The organism is Vibrio chanodichtyis (assembly GCF_028863985.1).
GTDB lineage: Bacteria > Pseudomonadota > Gammaproteobacteria > Enterobacterales > Vibrionaceae > Vibrio > Vibrio chanodichtyis.
Genome location: NZ_JARBFT010000009.1, coordinates 59,835 through 79,987, shown reverse-complemented (window position 1 = coordinate 79,987; position 20,153 = coordinate 59,835). Strand labels below are relative to the sequence as shown.

The 20,153-nt window shown below is 49.6% G+C and carries 16 protein-coding genes and 1 riboswitch; of the genes, 5 read left to right on the top strand and 11 right to left on the bottom strand.

What is annotated here, in order from left to right:
* Positions 1-14: 14 nt before the first annotated feature.
* On the top strand, positions 15-689 hold the full coding sequence (gene yjjG, locus PUN32_RS10365) for a pyrimidine 5'-nucleotidase (protein ID WP_274723031.1): 675 nt from the start codon (positions 15-17) through the stop codon (positions 687-689).
* Between the two features lie 110 nt (positions 690-799).
* Here the strand turns inward: yjjG and PUN32_RS10360 are convergent, their stop codons facing one another.
* The 4 genes from PUN32_RS10360 to phnW form a co-directional block, all read right to left on the bottom strand.
* A complete protein-coding gene (locus tag PUN32_RS10360) occupies positions 800-3,418 on the bottom strand; it encodes a glycosyl hydrolase family 18 protein (protein WP_274723030.1) in 2,619 nt (872 codons plus the stop codon).
* Positions 3,419-3,470: 52 nt separating this feature from the next.
* A riboswitch (cyclic di-GMP riboswitch) is annotated at positions 3,471-3,562 on the bottom strand.
* Positions 3,563-4,004: 442 nt separating this feature from the next.
* Complete coding sequence (phnX, locus tag PUN32_RS10355) at positions 4,005-4,817, bottom strand: phosphonoacetaldehyde hydrolase (protein ID WP_274723029.1); 813 nt, start codon at positions 4,815-4,817, stop codon at positions 4,005-4,007.
* A 9-nt stretch (positions 4,818-4,826) separates the two neighbouring features.
* Complete coding sequence (locus PUN32_RS10350) at positions 4,827-6,224, bottom strand: aspartate aminotransferase family protein (RefSeq protein ID WP_274723028.1); 1,398 nt, start codon at positions 6,222-6,224, stop codon at positions 4,827-4,829.
* A 17-nt stretch (positions 6,225-6,241) separates the two neighbouring features.
* Positions 6,242-7,345, bottom strand: a complete 1,104-nt coding sequence (gene phnW / locus PUN32_RS10345) for a 2-aminoethylphosphonate--pyruvate transaminase (RefSeq protein WP_274723027.1) — start codon at positions 7,343-7,345, stop codon at positions 6,242-6,244.
* A 243-nt stretch (positions 7,346-7,588) separates the two neighbouring features.
* Here phnW and PUN32_RS10340 point away from each other — a divergent pair, with 243 nt between their 5' ends.
* The 4 genes from PUN32_RS10340 (at position 7,589) to phnR (ending at position 12,355) form a co-directional block, all read left to right on the top strand.
* The gene (locus PUN32_RS10340) at positions 7,589-8,599 is read left to right on the top strand and encodes a putative 2-aminoethylphosphonate ABC transporter substrate-binding protein (protein ID WP_274723045.1); all 1,011 of its coding nucleotides are present in this window, start codon (positions 7,589-7,591) and stop codon (positions 8,597-8,599) included.
* Positions 8,600-8,743: 144 nt separating this feature from the next.
* Positions 8,744-9,916 (top strand): putative 2-aminoethylphosphonate ABC transporter ATP-binding protein, encoded by a 1,173-nt coding sequence (locus PUN32_RS10335; protein WP_274723026.1) that lies wholly within the window; start codon positions 8,744-8,746, stop codon positions 9,914-9,916.
* Between the two features lie 10 nt (positions 9,917-9,926).
* A complete protein-coding gene (locus tag PUN32_RS10330) occupies positions 9,927-11,627 on the top strand; it encodes a putative 2-aminoethylphosphonate ABC transporter permease subunit (RefSeq protein ID WP_274723025.1) in 1,701 nt (566 codons plus the stop codon).
* A gap of 23 nt (positions 11,628-11,650) precedes the next feature.
* Complete coding sequence (gene phnR / locus PUN32_RS10325) at positions 11,651-12,355, top strand: phosphonate utilization transcriptional regulator PhnR (protein WP_274723024.1); 705 nt, start codon at positions 11,651-11,653, stop codon at positions 12,353-12,355.
* A gap of 47 nt (positions 12,356-12,402) precedes the next feature.
* Here phnR and pbpG read toward each other — a convergent pair whose 3' ends face one another.
* From pbpG to PUN32_RS10290, 7 genes are all read right to left on the bottom strand, one after another.
* Complete coding sequence (gene pbpG, locus PUN32_RS10320) at positions 12,403-13,347, bottom strand: D-alanyl-D-alanine endopeptidase (RefSeq protein WP_274723023.1); 945 nt, start codon at positions 13,345-13,347, stop codon at positions 12,403-12,405.
* A 111-nt stretch (positions 13,348-13,458) separates the two neighbouring features.
* Positions 13,459-14,475, bottom strand: coding sequence for a LacI family DNA-binding transcriptional regulator (locus PUN32_RS10315; RefSeq protein WP_274723022.1), 1,017 nt, complete (start codon positions 14,473-14,475; stop codon positions 13,459-13,461).
* 6 nt (positions 14,476-14,481) lie between these two features.
* Positions 14,482-15,108, bottom strand: a complete 627-nt coding sequence (locus PUN32_RS10310) for a dual specificity protein phosphatase family protein (RefSeq protein ID WP_274723021.1) — start codon at positions 15,106-15,108, stop codon at positions 14,482-14,484.
* Positions 15,098-15,922 carry an inositol monophosphatase family protein gene (locus PUN32_RS10305; protein ID WP_274723020.1) on the bottom strand — a complete coding sequence of 275 codons (825 nt, stop codon included), beginning with the start codon at positions 15,920-15,922 and terminating at the stop codon, positions 15,098-15,100. The genes PUN32_RS10310 and PUN32_RS10305 overlap by 11 nt, the downstream gene beginning before the upstream one ends.
* 53 nt (positions 15,923-15,975) lie before the next feature.
* On the bottom strand, positions 15,976-17,085 hold the full coding sequence (locus tag PUN32_RS10300; protein WP_274723019.1) for an ABC transporter substrate-binding protein: 1,110 nt from the start codon (positions 17,083-17,085) through the stop codon (positions 15,976-15,978).
* Positions 17,086-17,124: 39 nt separating this feature from the next.
* Positions 17,125-18,288: an ABC transporter ATP-binding protein gene (locus tag PUN32_RS10295; RefSeq protein WP_274723018.1), complete on the bottom strand. Its 1,164-nt coding sequence runs from the start codon at positions 18,286-18,288 to the stop codon at positions 17,125-17,127.
* Position 18,289: 1 nt separating this feature from the next.
* A complete protein-coding gene (locus tag PUN32_RS10290) occupies positions 18,290-20,116 on the bottom strand; it encodes an ABC transporter permease (protein WP_274723017.1) in 1,827 nt (608 codons plus the stop codon).
* Positions 20,117-20,153: the final 37 nt, after the last annotated feature.

Below are 20,153 nucleotides of genomic sequence, written 5' to 3'. Positions count from 1 at the left end.
GTTGGGAGAGCCTTATGCAGTACGATTGGATTTTATTTGATGCCGATGACACCTTGTTTGATTTTGATGCGTTTAAAGGGATGCAACTGATGTTTGCCCGTAAAGGTGTGCAGTTTACTGAGCTGGACTTTCAGCAATACCAAGCGGTCAATCAGCCGTTGTGGGTCGAATACCAAAACGGCGAGATCACCGCCGACCAGCTTAAAGAGACCCGTTTTGCCAGCTGGGCCGCTAAGCTAGAGACAACCACCGCAGAACTTAACCGCGCATTTTTACAAGCGATGGCCGATATTTGCACTTTACTGCCCGGAGCGATGGAACTGATGCAAGCGCTGCAGGGTAAGACTCGCTTGGGCATCATTACCAACGGCTTTACTGAGCTACAAGCGGTGCGCTTAAGCAAAACTGGTATGAGTCACTTTTTTGAGCACATAGTGATCTCCGAGCAAGTTGGGGTCGCCAAACCGGATGCCGGGATTTTTGCCCATGCTTTACATCAAATGGGCAATCCGGATAAAAAGCGTGTTTTGATGGTAGGGGATAATCCGCATTCAGATATTTTAGGCGGTTTGAATTTTGGTATTGAGACTTGCTGGTTGAATGTACATCAGCAGCCTAAACCGGAAGGGATTGTGCCGCATTATGAAGTCGCTTCGCTCGATGAGCTGAGAAAGATTTTGTTGGCTTAACCAGATCTGGATGAGGTTGATGGTCAGTATGTTAAAGCAATGGTCATAAAAGAGGAGCGCATTTTGCGCTCCTTAATCTGTGACTGCATCTGTAGCTGTGACGCGGTCAATTAATTACATGATGCTTGACCAATGTTGACCCATACATCGGCAGTGCCTGGTTCATCACCTTGTGTCCACCATTTTGCTTGCCAACGCGAGCCATTATGGTTGGTTTGATCGGTGCCGCTATAAGCAATACCCGCCGACCATGGTAACTCAACGTTAGACACGAGTTGCCATGCTTCATTGCTCGGTGTCGGCTCAGAGCCTTGTACCCACCATTTGGCGGTGTAAACTAAACCATTGTGACTAATCGTTTCGTTGGTATACACAGTCGATGCATTCCATGCTGGATAGTTACCGGCATTAGGATCGGTCGCTGCGCATTGGTCGTCGCCGGTTCCGCCATCTTCAATATTTTTCACCTGCACTTGAGTGGCCGCCGTAGCTGACGCTTCACCATCATTCACGGTAACTTCAATTGTGAATTGAGTATCGGCATCGACCTCTGGTGCGCTAAGGGTTACTGAACTTTCATGACCACCATCCAGTAGCACAAACTCACTTGGAATACTCCATGCGTAAGCTAGGGTGTCGCCATCAGCATCATACGCGTTGGCAGTCAGGGTAAACTGCGCTTGCTCATTGACATAAGTGACAGGAGATAGCGTCACGGTTGGCGCTTGATTACTCGCTGCAGCTTGGTTGGTGATCATCACGCTGTCAGTCGAGGAGGCCCCTTTCGGATCCGTTACGCTAAGGGTAAAGGTGTACGCCTGATCGATCTCTGTGGCAGGAACCTCAATACTGGCTTGCGCGGTATGATTATTAGAGATGGTCAGTGGATTACCGCCGGTTTGTGCCCAATGGAAAGTCAGCATTTCACCTTCAGGATCGCTAGACTGTGAACCATCTAATGTAACAGTGATTGGACCGGTAACCGTTTTATCCGCGCCGGCACGAGCAATTGGTGCTCGGTTTTCTGGTTCAGTTGAACCATCACCATGGCCTAAACCTTCATGCATGGCATTGAGTAAATCACCATTATCTGCATCCATCTCCCAGTGGAAGATACCGCCCATACCTTGCTGCATCACATATTGAGCTTTGGCTTTGATTGAGCGTGGATCATCGTAGGTGATCAAATCACCGGTTGAGGCTTTAAACAGGTACGGGGCTTCAGCCGCTTGGTCATAACCGTATTCAAATCCTTGACTTGCACCGTGGTTATTGACGATATCGCGATAATCCACCACGCCATTTTCCCAAGTGCCTTTAATTGGGCCAGTCGCAACGCCAGTAAATGGATTACCATTGGTGTAGTTGTGTACACCGGTCCAACCACGTCCATAAGCGGCTGCGCCAATCACCAGTTTTTCCGCTGGAACACCTTGTTCTAGTAACAGCTCGACACCGCGCGAAGCGTAGTATTTGGACGCCGATTCGGCGCTGTTGACGCTAGACTGATGTAGTCCGGTTTGATGGTTTAATACGCTGTTATCCCAAGCGCCATAGAAGTCGTAAGACATCATATAGATGTTATCGAGGTATTGAGCGGCTTTAGCGTAATCGACCACTGCGATCTTATCGTAACCGACGTTAATCGCTGAAGTGAGCTCATAGTAGCGGCCATTTTTGCTGCCCAGCTCATCAAGCATGGTACGTAACTCTTTAAGAATTGTTACATACAGCTCACCATCGCGCTCTTTATCGCCAAGATTTGGGTTAGCACCGCCACCGCCTGGGAATTCGAAGTCAATATCGACCCCATCGAAAAATTTCCAAGTTTCGAGGTATTCACGGACTGAGGCAACGAAGGTATGTCGTTTCGCATCGTCGTGCATCAGGAAGAACGGATCAGACAGCGTCCAACCGCCAATCGATGGCAGAATTTTTAGATCGGGATTGGCTTTTTTCGCCGCCATCATTTGTCCAAAGTTGCCTTTGTAGGGAGCAGACCAACCTTCAACACCAAGTTGTGGTTTTTGAATTGCTGCCCATGGGTCGTGGATTGCCACTTTAAAATCGTCACGGCCAGCACAGGCGCTTTGCAGTGCTTGGAAAGATCCATCGATAGTTTTGAGCGAGTCATTGATGCCATCGCCGCCACAGATTGGCACAAAACCGTAAAGAATGCGGTTTAGGTTAGCGGTCGGTACTTTATCCATCGGATAATTACGGCCATAAACTCCCCACTCAACAAAGTAGGTACCGACAATTTTGCCCGATTGATTCTGGTATGGTTGGTTGTTTTCAGTCCAAATGGTCGACATGGGTTCTAAATGGCTGCCATCGGTATCGGCAATGGTGAGCAACTGGGTCTCTGAGCGACTGGTACCGTCTTGGTTTTCCAGCTCCACCGCCATGTTATAGCGGCCACCTTTACTCATTTTAAACACCGCTCGGTTAGCGGAGGCTGCACCTTCCCAAACCACTTGCTCATCGAGCAAAATTCGTGCAGTTTGCGCTGCATCGCCAGACCACACATCCCAAGTGACTTCAATGCTGATCTCATCATGTACCGCTTTAACCAGCTTTTCATAAGCGACTTGCGATTGATCAACTTCGACCAGTGCGTAAGTGTAATCGCCCCAGCCTAAGGTTGGTTTACCCGGCGCAGCAGCGAATACGCTGGCGCTGGTGAGCGCCGTTAAAATAGACAGGGAGAGCATAGATTGTTTAAGCATAAACATAACCTTGATGATTAACCCATAAGATCATCAAAACAACCATTGGTTGATTTGCAACCCCGCTACCATAGAGTGCAATAAGCACTCGACAGGCCGGAAGCTTTGCGTCTCATCTTTTCAGATGATTTGCCAAATGGATATGATTGATAAACAACAAACATAGACAACGGCTTAACAGTGAGTCCGCTAGTTTATGTGTAAAAAATGCTTTTTTAAGCGTTGGTTATGATCGCACAATCAAACCAAGCCAAAAGTCGCTGCGGATTATCGCCGTTGCAAAGCCATAGATACAAACGATTTGCCGTGATACTTATTCAAAAAAACGGAAGTGGTTGATGAACTTTTCGTTGAATAATAACTGCGTCGAATAATCGTGATGTGAATAGTTTTTTCTCTAGGTAGGAGTTAACACTACGGCATCATTTCTGCTATGGCTAAGCAGTTTGTTTTTACACCGTTAGTTTGAGCGTGAGGGCGTGGGTGAGTGATATCTGCGCCGTGTATTGGGGCAAAAAACCTGCCGTAGCAGGTTTCTGAACCGGAGTGTGAATGGCTTCATTCGACCATTGACCGCACAGCGAGTTTAAGGTTGCTCACCGGCTAAGAGTCGGCGTTCAATGTCGGCTAGGGCGGCTGGTAAATCGGCAATTGTATCAATTAAGTAGTGAGGTTTACCTAGTTGCAATTTAGCGCTGGCGCGTTCACGAGCCGCTTGTAGCGTTGCCGCGTCGGCATTTTGATACTCTTCGAGGGTTAACCCGGCCTCGTTGCCCGACAGCAGTAAACCCACTGTCCACATGCCGGCATTGTGGCCTTCTTCAATACCTGGCAGCGCATCATCGACTTTGACGCAAGCGCGCACATTGGTTACCCCAAGTTCAATTACATTTTTCAGTGCCATAAAGGGGGCTGGGCGGCCGCCTTGCGCTAAGTCATCCGTTGCGACCACATAATCTGGGTGATAACCGTAATCGGCCGCGACCGGGATCAACACATCCATGACTGGACGTGGGTAGCCAGTGCAAGATCCAATCTTAATGCCTTGCTTTTTCAGTTGATTAACCACCTCTAACGCGTGTGGGATCGGCGCTGCGTGATCGGCGACTTTAGCGATTTGCAACGGCATAAAGGCGGCATAAATCGCATCAATATCGCTGGCATCCATGGCACGACCGAATTGATTTTGCCAACGCTCGGCAACGCTCGGTAGTTTGCCAACTGCTTCAATGTGCTGCCATTTACCCAGCCCCATCGGCTCGCGTGCTTCATCAAGGCTGATCGCAAAATCAAAACCTTGTTTGAACGCTTCAACAAAAATCGAGGTTGGCGCAAAGGATCCAAAATCAACAATGGTGCCAGCCCAATCAAAAATAACCGCTTGAATCGGAGAGTGCATAGTGTTTCCTTAATGTGAATAACCCATTTGCTGGCTTACGGCGAGCAAAGCGGAGTGCAAAATATCCAGAGCTTTATCCAGCTCTTGACGGGTGATAATTAAAGGCGGACTGAGTTGCAGAACGTTGCCTTGCGAAACTTTAAAACTGAGCCCATGGGCTAAGCAGTGGTAGAGCACCGCTTCGGCTGCTTGGTGTGCGCGCTGCTTAGTGTGGCGATCGGTCACCAGTTCCAGTCCCCATAGCAAACCGATTCCACGCACATCGCCAATTAAGGCAAACTGTTGCTGCAGCGTAGTCAGGCGTTGGCGTAGGTAAGCACTGTCGGCTTGTACTTTGCCGAGCAGATTTTGCTGCTCAATCACTTCAATGGTGGCTAATGCCGCGGCGCAACCAAGTGGGCTTTTTTCATGGGTGTAGTGTCCCAATGACACCTGAGCGGCGGTGTTGTATTTTTCTTTGGTGAGTAGCGCGGCGATAGGGATCAGCCCTGCGCCTAACCCTTTACCAATACACAAAATATCCGGTTCAATACCAAAGGCTTGGTGGGTAAACCATTCACCACTGCGTCCCATGCCGTTAGGAATATCGTCAATGATCAGTAATACGTTGTGCTTATCACAGATTTCACGAATTCGCTGCCAATAGGCACGGCTTGGCACTTGCACATCGGTATTGCGTACGGCTTCGGCAATAAAGGCGCCAATGCCGCCTTCTTTTTCGATCACGTATTCCAAATAATCGGCGTAATGTACATCGCTACCATTTTGTTCAGCAAAGGCACCACGGTAAGTGATGGCGGGTGGAATGCGTTCGACGCCGGCCATTAATGGCCCCATGCCTTCACGAAAACACGCTTCGCCACCGACCGAGATAGCATCGAGTGACGCACCGTGAAAAGAGTCCCACAGACTGACCACTTTAAAGTTGCCAGTGACATGACGGGCTAATTTAAGCGCCATGCCAATCACTGAGGTACCACCGGGGGCAAATAACACCCGATTGAGCTCTGGGCCGGCAATTTCGGTTAGTTTTTCTGCGCAGCGCACCGCGGTTTCATGGGTAAAACGGCGGGGCGCAAACGGTAGATCTTGCATCTGTTGGCTAATCTTGGCGATCACCTGCGGGTGACCATGGCCAAGCTGATGAACATTGTTGCCATGAAAATCCAGATAAGCTTGACCCGCAACATCATGCAAATAGCACCCTTCAGCCCCCGCTAACGCATCCAGACAAGGGGTTGACATGGCTTGATGCAGAAAAACCTTCGCGTCACGTTGTAATAAATCGTGGGTTGCTGGGTCATCAATCTGCGCCAACCAAGCTTGCCGTGCCGCGGTGGTATTAATATCCCCCTCGCTGCGCCAATGGGTCGGATTCTCGGTCGGTGAATTCGTGCATAGTTTCATCGCTGATCCCTAACCGCTTACGCGTGATCCCAGTACATCGCTTGCTGCATGGCTGCCAGTAAGCGCTCAATATCATGCGGGTAGACTTCGCCAATATTGCCAATTCGGAAGCAATCGGCATTACTCACTTTACCCGGATAAATCACAAAGCCTTGCTGTTTTAAGCGCTGATAAAACTCAGCAAACTGATAAGCAGGGTGCGATGGTGAGTAGAAAGAGGTAATAATTGGTGAATGTAACTCTTCAGCCAGCAGCGGGGTAAAACCAAGCTGACGCATACCGCTGACTAACGTGCGCTGATTGGTCTGATAACGCTGGTAACGGGCAGCAATACCGCCTTCTGCTTCTAATTCTAACAGTGCTTGATAGAAGGCGCGCACGGTGTGAGTGGGGGAGGTAAAACGCCATTTACCGTGATTGTGCTCCATGCACTGCCATTGATCGTACAGATCGAGGGTGAGCGAGCGAGCGCGGCCTTGGCACTGTTCAAGTTCGCTGCGTTTGGCAATCACAAAGCCAAATCCCGGAACGCCTTGGATACATTTGTTGGCAGAACTGATCATAAAATCGATCCCCAGCTCACCAATGTCCATTGGAATTCCACCAAAACTGGACATCGCATCCAAGATCACCCGTTTACCGTGTTGTTTCGCCAGTTGCGCGACAGTTGCGATCGGGTTGAGCATGCCGGTGGTGGTTTCACAATGTACAATCGCCACATGGGTGATCGCGCTATCGGTCGCCAGTACGTCGGCGATCTGTTGCAGATCTGGCTGTGCGGTTTCACCCGGCGCAATCACTCGGTAAGCAATGTTGAGATAATCGGCAATTTGCGCAATACGTGCTCCATAAGCGCCATTGTCAACCACCAGCAGTTTATCATGTGGAGTCATCACTGAGCCGATGGTAGCTTCTACTGACGCCGTACCGCTGCCTTGCATTAAGACCGAGGTATAACCTGTTTGCGTGGTGGCCAAGGTGACTAATTTGCGGCGAATCACTTCAACAATCTCTAAGTTGTAGTCATCATCCCAAGTACACCAGTCTTTGAGCATCGCTTCACGTACCGTTTCGGAAGTAGAAAGCGGGCCGGGGGTGAGCAGCAGATACGCGTTTTTCATACAAGATTCCTTTTTTTGGACTATACCAATTAATTCGCTCTATCTAACAACGAGAATGGCCGGCGGTAAACCCTGTGCCGTGCGATTTCATAAAAGTTTCATAACTGGGAATCGATGCATTGGTCGGCAGTGAAGGCGAACAAGCTTAGTAAAACTGCCAATTTTTGTTCATAGAAACGTCATATAGGCTGGTTAGGGTAAATAGCAATTCTGGTGCATACCAAGCTAACTCAATCGGAGATGATGATGAACAAACGTTTCGTGAAAGGAACTCTGACCGCGATCGCGACTCTTGTAACCGCGCAAGTTTTTGCGGCACAACAAGTCACGGTTTATACCGCGTTTGAAACCGATCTACTGGCCAAATACAAAAACGCATTTGAGCAACAAAACCCTGATATTGAGATTAAATGGGTGCGTGATTCGACCGGGATCATGACCGCAAAATTGCTAGCGGAAAAAACCAATCCACGCGCGGATGTCGTATGGGGATTGGCTGGATCGTCGATGGCGCTGCTCAAAGATCAAGCGGTACTTAAACCTTATGCTCCAAAAGGTGCAGACCAGTTGCGGGCAAGCCTTAATGATCCACAAGCTCCACAAGCTTGGTACGGTAACGATGCTTTTTTCAACGCGTTGTGCTTTAACGAAATTGTCGCCAAGCAACTCAATTTGCCTAAACCACAAACGTGGGAAGATTTGACCAATCCAATTTACAAAGGTCATATCGCGATGCCAAACCCTGCTTCTTCCGGTACTGGTTACATGCAAGTTTCTGCTTGGCTGCAAAATATGGGTGAAGATCAAGCTTGGAACTATATGCAGCGTCTTGATCAAAATATTGCTCATTACACTCACTCTGGCTCAAAACCTTGTGTGCAAGCCGGTATGGGTGAAGTAGTGATTGGCCTGTCAATGGCAACTCGCGGTGCGAAACTGAAAACGCAAGGTGCACCTTTAGCGGTGATTGTACCGAACGGGATTGGTTGGGAATCGGAAGCGGTCGGTCTGGTTAAAGAGAGCGAGGCGGCGAAACGAGTGGTGGATTGGTCGGTCTCTAAAGCGGCGAATGAGCTGTACATTGAGAGCTATCCTATCGTTGGCCACCAAGAGGTCAGCAAGCAAGTGGATAACTATCCAGATGTTGAGAAAGTGATGGCGAAGATGGACTTTAACCAGATGGGTAGCGATCGGGCGCGAGTGCTGCAAACTTGGTCAGAAAAGTTCGATGCTAAATCGGAACCTCAATCTTAATTATGATTGATCAAGGAGGCGCAAGCCTCCTTTGTTGTTTCATCGACCTGTCATCAGATGGTCACGCTTTAGCGATAAAACTGTCACCGCATTGCAATAAAGTCTTGCTAAGTTTGGACTATACCAAATTTAAGGATGACCGTTATGACCACGCATCAATATCGTGCCCCTGCGCAGAGTGAATCTCAGCCACTTGATAACAGTTACTTAGCTATCCGCGATGTAGTCAAGCAGTTTGGCTCATTTACCGCACTGAATAACATCAGTTTATCGATTGAAAAGGGCGAATTTGTCTGTTTTCTCGGCCCGTCTGGTTGCGGAAAAACCACTTTGCTGCGCGCGATTGCGGGGTTAGATCTGCCAACCTCGGGCAGCATCCATCAAAATCACCAAGCGATCACCTTTTTACCGCCAGAAAAACGCGACTTTGGCATTGTATTTCAATCTTATGCGCTATTTCCCAATTTAACGGTGGAAGAAAATATTGCGATTGGCCTGCGCAATCAAGGCATGTCAGTGCGTGATGCGCTAGAGAAAGTTGAACAGTGGCTAGAGATTATTGGGTTAGCCACTTCTGCACAAAAATACCCAAGCCAACTGTCGGGCGGCCAACAACAGCGGGTGGCTTTAGCCCGTGCGCTGGCATTGTCACCGGGCTTATTGCTGCTTGATGAGCCACTTTCTGCTTTGGATGCCAAAGTTCGTACCCATCTGCGCGACGAAATTTGCCAATTACAGCGTAAGTTGGGGATCACCACCATCATGGTGACCCACGATCAAGAAGAGGCGTTAACCATGGCCGATCGAATTGTGGTGATGAACCATGGGGTAATTGAGCAAGTCGGCACGCCACAACAGATCTATCAACAACCGGCCAGCCGCTTTGTGGCGGAATTTGTCGGCACCATGAATTTCATTCCTGCGTCAATGGCAACTGCGCATCAAGTGCGGATTGCTGAATCCTTGATCACTTTACCGAAAATTGAGAACGGTACACCCACGCAAGGCGAGCAGTTTGATTTGGCGGTGCGTCCTGAAAATCTTGAACTGGTGACGCGTTATAGCGATGCGATTCCTGTGGTGATCCGACATATCGAGTTCCTTGGTGCGTTTTATCGCATTGAATGTTTATTGCAAGAGGAACGATTGGCTCCGCCAGTGTATGTCGATTTACCGATTAACCAAATGCAAGCGCTGAATTTAAAAACCGGTGATGTGCGTTATTTAGCGCTGCGTGAAGGGCAGTTACTGGCTTATCGACGCAAAGTGGTCACGGCGGCATCAGCCACCGCGAGCGCTTGTGCATATGCGGCGTAAGGAGATGAGTATGCTGAATTTAACCGCGACGCTGCCGAGAGGTGTATTACCACGCTGGAGCCGTGATAGCGTGATTTTGTCCGCCACCTTGCTGGTGTTACTAACCCTGATGTTGGTGTTTATTGTTGCGCCGCTGGTAGCGATGTTGGCCAAAAGTGTACAGAACGGGCAGGGTGAATTTGTTGGGCTGACTTATTTTGCACAATATTTTTCTTCGGCCGCTTTGTGGCAATCAATGCGCAATACTTTAGTGCTGGGGCTCGGGGTCACTGCGGTGGTCGGTTTACTGGCCTTTGGCTATGCTTATGCGTTAACTCGTTCCTGTATGCCGGGCAAAACTTGGTTTCGTGTGCTCGGCAGTGCGCCGATTCTAGCGCCATCGTTATTGCCCGCCATCAGTTTGATTTTTCTGTTTGGTAATCAAGGGATGCTCAAAGCTTGGCTGGGCGGCACATCGATTTACGGTGGGCTAGGCATTGCGCTGGGCCTGATCTTCTGGACCTTTCCCCACGCCTTGATGATTTTAACCACCTCGCTCAGCACCTCCGATGCCCGTTTGTATGAAGCGGCGCGCGCGCTGAAAACCTCGCCGCTAAAAACCTTTTTTATGGTGACCTTGCCTGCGGCTAAATATGGCTTAATCAGTGCCTTAATCGTAGTGTTTACCTTAGTGGTGTGTGATTTCGGGGTGCCGAAAGTGATTGGCGGCAGTTATAACGTACTGGCGACCGATATTTTCAAACAGGTCGTCGGGCAACAGAATTTCGCGATGGGCGCAGTGACCAGTATTGTGCTGTTGCTGCCCGCGGTGTTGGCGTTTGTGGCGGATCGCTGGGTTCAGAAAAAGCAGCAAAGCTTGTTTGATACACGTTCGGTCGCTTACCAACCCTCGCCACATCGTCTGCGTGATGGGCTGTGTTTGCTGTATTGCGTGGTGATCTGTGTTGCGATCCTCGCTGTACTGGCGATGGCGGTGTACGGTTCGCTGGTGACTTTTTGGCCGTGGAATACCGCGTTAACCCTGAAAAATTACCAGTTTTCCGAAACCAGTACCTATGGTTGGAGCCCGTATTTTAACTCGCTCACCTTAGCCAGCTTGACTGCGCTATGCGGCACGGTGCTGATTTTTCTCGGTGCTTACAGTATTGAAAAAGGTCGAATTTTAGCCCCATTGCGCCAAGTGATGCAGATGTTGAGTATGGTACCGATGGCGGTGCCGGGTTTGGTGCTCGGCTTGGGTTACATTTTCTTTTTCAATCATGCCAGCAATCCGCTCAATGGTTTATATGGTGGCATGCTGCTACTGGTGATTAATACGGTGGTGCATTACTACACCGTGGGGCATATGACTGCGGTCACGGCATTGAAACAACTGCCACCTGAGCTGGAAGCCACAGCTGCCTCGATTAAGCTGCCCCAGTACCGTTTATTGTGCAAAGTCACCTTACCGGTTTCCTTACCTGCGGTATTAGATATTGCTAGCTATCTGTTTATTAATGCATTAACCACCACTTCTGCGGTAGTATTTCTCTACTCAACCGATACCGTTCCTGCCTCGGTGGCGGTGCTGAATATGGATGATGCCGGACAAACCGGCGCGGCAGCCGCGATGGCGGTGATGATCATGCTCTCTGCGGCGTTGGCAAAATTGCTGCATGTGGGGGTTGAGTTTGGATTGTTTGGTCGCCTGCAAGCTTGGCGCAAGCGTTAGAGCAAAAAGCAATAGGATCGCAAGTGCAATACGTAAAAATTAAAGATGCTATCGTCGAGCAGATTGATGCCGGGATGCTGATGCCGCGGCAAAAACTGCCTGCCGAGCGAAAATTGGCCGAGTCGTTTGATACCACGCGAGTAACTTTGCGTGAGGCGCTGTCACTGCTGGAGGCGGAAGGCAAAATTTATCGTGAAGATCGCCGCGGTTGGTTTATCTCTCCTGCGCCGCTGCGCTATGACCCGACACAAACGCTAAACTTCACCAATATGGTGCTGGCTCAGCAGCGCCAGCCGAAAACTGAATTGATCGCCGCGAAGGCGATGATTGCCAATAAGCAGGCAACACGCCTGCTTAAGCTAAAACCCTTTGCTGATGTGTATCGGGTCGATCGCGTGCGTTATTTGGATAATCGCCCTGTGGTGTATGTGACCAATTATATTCGCCCCGAGCTATTTCCTAATCTGTTGGATTTTGATCTGTCACAATCGCTGACCGATCTGTATCGCGAGCATTACGCCACTCAATACCAAACGATCCACTATCGGATTTCCACCAGCTCATTATTGGGTGAGATGGCGCAAGCCTTGCGTGCAACCTCTGGTACGCCAGCGATGGTGGTTGAACGAGTCAATTACAACCAGCAAGGCGAGCTGATCGATTGTGATATTGAATATTGGCGTCATGATGCGATCACCATTGAATCGATCGCCGAATTAAAGCGCTGACGGGTCGCATCGCCACTGAGTGCGATGCGAGCGTTTATCTGTTGTGCTTATTCGCTAGCGACATTGGCCAGTACTTGATTACGCTGCTTTTTATACTGTTTCACTTGCGCTGGGAGCGGCGTAACTTTACCGGTTTCCAACCAATTGCGTAGGCGATTGGCATCGCCTACGGGAGAGAGTTTTCCTTGGGTATCGAGCACCACAAACGCCACTTGGCGTTGATCCATTTCGGTGCGCATCACCAAACAATGCCCTGCTGCATTGGTAAAGCCGGTTTTGGTGAGATGAATATTCCAGCGATCATTAAACACCAAGCGATTGGTATTACGAAAATCGAGCGTGTATCTGGGCTTAGCAAAAGTAACGGTTTTCTTTTCGGTCGCGCTCAGCGTGCCAAGTTGCGGATATTGTTTACTGGCTTTGAGCAGTAATACCAAATCATGCGCGGTGGAGACATTTTTTTCCGACAGCCCTGTCGGCTCAACAAAATGGGTATGCTGCATACCCAAAGCTTTCGCCTTGGCATTCATCGCTTTAATAAACGCTTGGTAGCCGCCGGGGTAGTGATGGGCGAGGCTAGCCGCGGCACGATTTTCCGACGACATCAAGGTAAGCAGCAGCAGCTCTTGCCGGCCTAGTTCGCTGCCAATCCGTACCCGAGAATAGACCCCTTTCATCTCCTTGGCTTCTTTAATCGTGATCGGTAACTTAGCCTTCATCGGGAGCTTGGCATCTAAGGTGACCATTGCGGTCATCAGCTTAGTCACCGAGGCGATAGGCTTAACCGCATTGGGGTTGCTGGCATACAGCACTTCGTTGGTTTTCAGATCAACCACCAGTGCGCTATGGGCGGAGAGCTCCTGTTTCGGCACGGTTTTCGGCGGGGCAGATTTCATGGCAGATTTGCCACTGCTGGGATCTGCCCCATAGCTGGGACTGCTCAGTATCAAACATCCATATAACATCAAAATAAGGCGCGAGAGGGTCATCATATTAAGCTCACTGAACCGTTAATGGGGTTAAATCTCCGTTATTTAACCCGTTTACGACTAAGTATAGAGCTCAGACACCGAACCGTAGCTCGTTCGCTAAAATAAATTAAGTTAGTGATTAGGGGGCGAAAGTCTAACCGATTGTCGCCAGATCAATGGGGCAGAGAATAATAAATTGAGCTTGGTTTCTGGGGCTTCCAAGCGTTGAATAATCGCATCGGTCATCTCTTCTAGTGGCTGACCAAAGGTGGTGAGTTGATAGCTCAACCACCCCGCTTGCTCAATATTATCAAAGCCAATCACACACAGATCCTCTGGGATCGAGAGTTTAAATTCCTGCCTGGCGGCATCCATAAACCCGCAAGCGATCAAATCGGTGACGCAAAACACGCCATCTGGCCGATGTCTTGAGGCGAGGATCTGACGCGCGGTTTCAATGCCAGTTTGATAACAAGTTGGCCCTGAGCGATAAATGCTACAGGCAATGTTTTCCTGCTGTGCTGCGGTTAAAAACAGCTGCTCACGTTTTACCATACTGGGTGATTGGATGGTTGATGACACCACGGCGAGCCGCTGACAGCCTGCTTGTTTCAGGCGATATAAGGCGTCGTACATGGTGCTGGTGTAATCCAACGAAATATGGTCGGCACCGTCAAATTGACCAGCACGATTGACCAAAATGACATGCTGTCCACTGTTGACACAGGTTTCAACCAGCGAGGCTTGCGGAGTACCAGAGAGGACGATGGTGGCGGAGGCGCGATAATTCAGTGTTTGACGTAGCGCCGCATCCACCACCTCGGCGGAACCAGAGGTGTTGATCACCATCACTGCACGGCCTGCCAATTGCAGTTTTTGAGTTAACGCATCCATTAATTTGGCTTGAAACGGAGCATTTAAGTTTGAGCCAAGCAGACAGACTGGGCGGCTACGCTCATTGGATAACCCACGCGCGAGGTGATTGACGTGATAATTGAGGGTATGAGCGGCGGCTAATACCCGCTGGCGGGTTTCATCAGAAACACTGGCTCCTACGGTAAAGGTTCTCGATACCGCTGAACGTGATACGCCCGCTAAGCGGGCGACCTCGGCGGCACTGGCCACCATTTTTTTGTTCGGTTTACTCATAAATCCTTATTTATCGATGTGGTGTCCAAAGCCAGCCGCGCGCAATAATTTTTCCATTTCGATCGCTTGCTGTGCCAGCTCAATTAACATCGGCTTTGGCGTTTCAAACCATTCATCTGGGTGTAATTGGCGTTTATCACGAATGTGCTGAATCGCTGAGTCTAGCGTGGGAAATTTCTCTGGCCACTCTAAATGTAGAAATACTGCTACTATAGTCACAGAGCGGCTTCTGCCGCCACGACAATTGACCAAAATATTGCCTTTTTGGCGCACCTTGTAGGACGGTTTCACTGGGATCTGCTGGCTGAGACTTGAGCGCATCAGATGGTAGCCGGCGAGCACCATCGCTTGTGGATTACCCGCGCCATCAATCAATCCGATCTTGTAATAGCGGATCGGGGCTGCGCCAAAAGCTTGCAAACCTGCGCTATGCTGCTCATCCAATTCGGTGACCAGATCAATATCTAAATTGACCGCACAGTTGATCACGGTGCTAATGTTGTGCTGTTGCAGCAACTGGGCATCACTTGCGCCGGTTGAGCCACCAATGTAAATATCCACGCCCCAATGGGGAATATTGCTGGCGATTAAGCTAATCGGTGGGCGAGGGTAGTGAGGGCGATTATTGGCCATGTGGGTTCTCTATTTCAGTCGCAGGTTTAAGGGGGATGTGTGTCGCTTGTGACAGTGTCGCGGCGACCGATGGCGCGGCCGCGAGGATCGCGCCACCTTGGATAATATCCGCAGGGCGGCTTGGGAATTGACCAATGCGTCCGCCCGATTCTTCAACCAGCAGTAAACCGGCGAGGCAATCCCATGCGTTCATATGCAGTTCGGCATAACCATCGGTGCGCCCTTCGGCGACCCAAGCTAGCGCTAAGGCGCCAGAGCCACTGCGCCGAATATTGGCACCACTGGCTAATAGTGCGGTATAGGTCTCAAGGTAGCGCTGTTGCGTCACGCGATTCGACCAGCCAAGTTCTAACGAAGTAGCCTGTAATGGCGTGTTGGCGACGTGGATTGGTTGGCCATTTTTCTCGGCGTAACCGTTTTTGCGGGTTAAATACAGCTCCTGCGTAACCGGATTATAAATGCCACCAAGCAGAGTGATGCCCTGTTCGACGAAGGCGATCACTACACAGAAATGGCCAATCCCGCGCGCAAAATTCGCAGTACCATCAATAGGATCGATGATCCACAGCCGTGCATGACCATCATCGCCACCGGACTCTTCACCTAAAATGCCATCTTCTGGAAAGCGGGTTTGCAATTGGTGACGGATATATTGCTCAACCAGCAGATCCGACTCGGTCAAAAAATCTTGCGCACTTTTGAGAGAATAACAGTTTGGATCGCGGGAGTTAAAATGGCTAAGTGCCAGTTCACCGGCTTGGAGTAACAGCTGTTTGAGCGTGATTTCTCGCGCTTGTAAGTCAAATTCGTTCAAAAAAGTTGTCCTATACAGCTGCGTAGCACTGGCTACGCAGCAAATAAAAAAGGTTAGCGTTGGTAGTTAAGGCTCCAAAGATCCATCCAATCCTGACGCATTTCCCAGTCTGATTTCGCGGTTGCGGTTTTGTACTGCATCAGTTGGTCGCGATATTGCTCGATGCCGGAGACATCTTCGCTTGGCAGACTGACTTTGAGATTGGAGGACATTTTGCCATCCACACCTTGCGCCTTGATCCCTTCCGCAGTCAGCAGGTAATGGATAAACAGCTTAGATGCGTTTGGACTGTTGGTTTGTGTGGTGATCACCCCTGGTGTTGGGTATAAGCTGCCAATAAAAGGTTGCATACCACTACAGATGCCAAGCTTCATGCCGTTTTGATTATCACGAAATTTTGCGGTACTGATCAGGCCGACAAAACTGCTTTTGGCATCTGGCGCACCGATCGCTTGTGCGGCATCACCATCGGATTTGGTAAGCAATGGACCATTGTTGGCTAAACGTTTGACAAACTCTGCGGTGGCCGAGGCTTGATCGGTAGTTAGCGGCTCACCATAGCGGTCTTGGTAAGCTTGTGCCATTTGAGCATCATAGTGCGTGGCCAATTGGTTAAAGGTGTCCGAATAGAGCGGTTTAATGAGCGGATCTTGCATGGCAATTTTATTACGCCATTGCGGCTCGGTTAATTGCCAAATATTGCTGATCGGGCAGGTGGTATATTCAGCGGTGTTATAAGCCCAGATATTAGGCGAGAGGACCACACTGAGCGGCGCGCGATATTCTGGATCAATATCTTGCTGCATATCCGCCGGAACCCAACTTTGTACATAGCCCTTATCCAGCAGTTGTACTTGAGTGGCGGGTGCGTCTTCAATCAGGGCAACATCCGCTTTGACATTGTTGGCCTGTGCTTCGCGGCTGATGATTTCAATGATTTGTGGTGATTTCGCTTTGATACCGAGCGCTTTGACACCGTATTTGGCGGTAAAATCTTTCGCCTGTTGGACAATTTTGCCAGTCGGAGCATAGATGGTAATCGACTCTTCTTGCTGCGCGGCGGCAATCATCACTGATAAGTCCAATGCTTCCGTTGCATGGGCATTGAGAGAAAGGCTTGCCGTTACCACAGTGAGCGCAAGCAAATTGTATTTCATTTCCATATCATTTCCTTTATGGGTATGGTCTAGAGTTGGGTTTAGTTATGCTAAAGCGGCATAGCCAATCGTGGTGTTGCGTTTCATCGGTTGTGAGAGCGTGGGTGACAGTTCCACTCTTACTCCGCTTGGGTCAAAAAAATGCAGGGCGTGATCGGGCAATTCAGCGTACACCTGCTGCCCGGCTTGGTAATTTGGTCGCACTTGGGTTGAATGACATAGGCGATCGTGCCCCGCAACCAGCTCTACCACCCAACTGCCTCCGGTTGGGATGATGGATTCAACACTCATGGCAATGCTGCCGAGCGTTTTTTCGCGGTGCACGATAACGGCTTCAGGTCGAATGCCGCAGTGCTGCGCTTGGTCAAGATCACGATAGCGCTGATGGAGTTGACGTCTCACTTCGCTGTGATTGAGCACGGTTTGTTCGGCAAGCGGTGAACTAAACTGACTAACCTCTAACATGTTTAGCTTCGGTGTGCCAATAAACTCAGCCACGAAACGGTTGGCCGGTGAAGAGTAGATCTCATCTGGTGAGCCGACTTGCTGTAATTCACCTTCACTCATCACCGCGATGGTGGTGGCTAATGTCATTGCTTCCCACTGATCATGGCTAACAAAGACAATTGTGGTACCAAACGTTTGGTGGATACGGCGCAGTTCCGCGCGCATTTCTAAGCGCAGTGCGGCATCCAAGTTAGATAATGGCTCATCCAATAACAGCACTCCCGGATTAACCGCCAGCATGCGCGCTAACGCTACCCGCTGTTGTTGTCCGCCAGAAAGCTGAGAGGGATAGCGATGGGCATACTGATCAATGCGCAGTTTTTCCATCACATCTAAGCAGCGTGCTCGCCGCTCTTGCTTGGGTAATTTTTTCAGCTTCAAACCAAATTCAACATTTTGTTCCACCGTCATATGTGGCCACAATGCGTAGCTTTGAAACACAAGCCCAAGCCCCCGTTTTTCTGGCGGGATAAAACAGCCGCTGGCGACCGAATCCATGATGCGACCATCAATCGCAATATGACCGCCGGTGGTGTGTTCGATGCCAGCGATCATGCGTAAAATGGTGGTTTTCCCGCAGCCGGATGGGCCGAGTAAGCACATAAAATCGCCGTGATTAACCGTCAGATCGAGCGCTTTTACCGCTGCCGTGCTGGCACCCGGATAGATTTTATTCAGTTTAGATAAAGTAATGGTCGGCATATTAACTCTCCAATCCTTGAGCTAGGCCAGTGCCTGAAATACGTTGGATCAAAATGGTTCCTCCCCATGCCACCAGAGCAATGATCAGCACTACAGCATTGGCGGCTTGGTCGTAGTTGTAGTCAATCAATCTGAGTGAATAGGTGGTGAGGACGTCGGTGGCTGGAATGGCGAGAATAATAAATAGACTCACCCCTTTAATTCCGGAAATAAAGGGCAATAAGATGCCAGTTGCTAATGGTGCGGCTTGAATTGGGATAATAATGTGGGTTAAACGGCTCAGCCAGTTTGCCCCCGCAATCCGTGCCGCTTCTTCCGGCTCTTTACCTAACTGAGCCATAGCGGCGATACCGGATCGACTCGCAAACGGCATCTGCTCGGCGATCAGCGCGATAATCAATAAGATCGGCATGCCATACAGGGCAGGGATCGGGCCGCGGCTGACCGCGAACAGCGATAAAAACGCGGCGGCAAAGGCAATTCCGGGTACCAAATAAGGCATAAAGGTGACTTGTTTGAGGCATTGTCCCATCCATGGCAAGCCACACCGCAGCACCGCATAACCGACCAATAAACCCAGTACACCAGAGACCAGTGACGCGCTACCTACAATCATCACCGTGTTCCAAGCTGCATCCCAAAATTCCTGTGTTAACAAAATCCCTTGATGCATGGCCAAGGTGTCAAGATTTTCGCCAATCCAATAATCGAAGGTGAAATTTTCGAGAGTAAAGCGCCCCGGCAAAATCATAATGGTCGACATAAATAGAGTTAGTAGGGGAATGGCGACACCAATCATCACAAACAGAGTGGCGAGACTGCTCGCGGGTAGGCGCATCAAACCGAGTCGATTGAGACGATCCATTTGTCCTTTACCGCCGACGGTGACAAATCGACGCGCTTCTTTCATCATTCGAATATCGATCAGTAAGGTGACGATGCCAATCAGCATAATCACTAAGGCGACCATGGCGGCCACGCCGCTTTGGCGAGAGTCTAATGCACGATAAAGGGTGGTCGATAAGGTGTTGAAATTGATCGGTAGCCCGAGAATATAAGGCACTGCAAATTCACCAATGCAATCAGCAAAGATCAGTAGCGCGGAAGAGAGCAAGGCTGGGCGCACGAGCGGCAGTACAATCTTTAACGAGATGGTTTTGCGATCCGCACCTAGGATACGAGCGCAATCCTCTAATTGTGAATCTAAGCGACGTAGCGCATTGCCGACAATCAGGATCACCAGCGGTATATAGTGGATAACTAAGATCACAATCATCGGGAACAGGCCATAAGCCAACCAGTCTGGGGTGGCGATGCCCATCGCTTCTAGCCAACCGGGCTGGCCGCCGACGGTGTGATTTTTAAAAATCGTGGTCCAGGCAAGGGCAAATGTCCATGATGGCAGCATAAAGGGAACAATTAATGCTGTAGCAAACCATTTCCGACCGAACATATCGGTGCGATTAATTAACCACGCTAGTGTGACACCAAAAACGAGTGCAAAAAATACCGTTACGCTGGCCATGGTTAAAGTGTGTTGCAATGGCTGCCATAATAATAAGGCTGACATCGGTGATGTCATCAGTCGTGAGAAATAATAATCGGTTATTTCTCCTTCCATTTGCTGCGTACGCATTTCATCACCAGGATGAACAATGAATGCATCAATCGCGATTGATAATACTGGGGCAACAATTAAATAGGCAAAAAATAGCAATAGCAGCAATGCTAATATATTGGCTGGTTCATGGCGCATTATTGCTGCGCGATGTTTCATCCGCTTAAAAATACTGATTGGCACCGAAGTGGGATGGGTGGTTTCTAACACAATGCTTTCCATTTCGTTTATTTGATGGTGTTAGCCT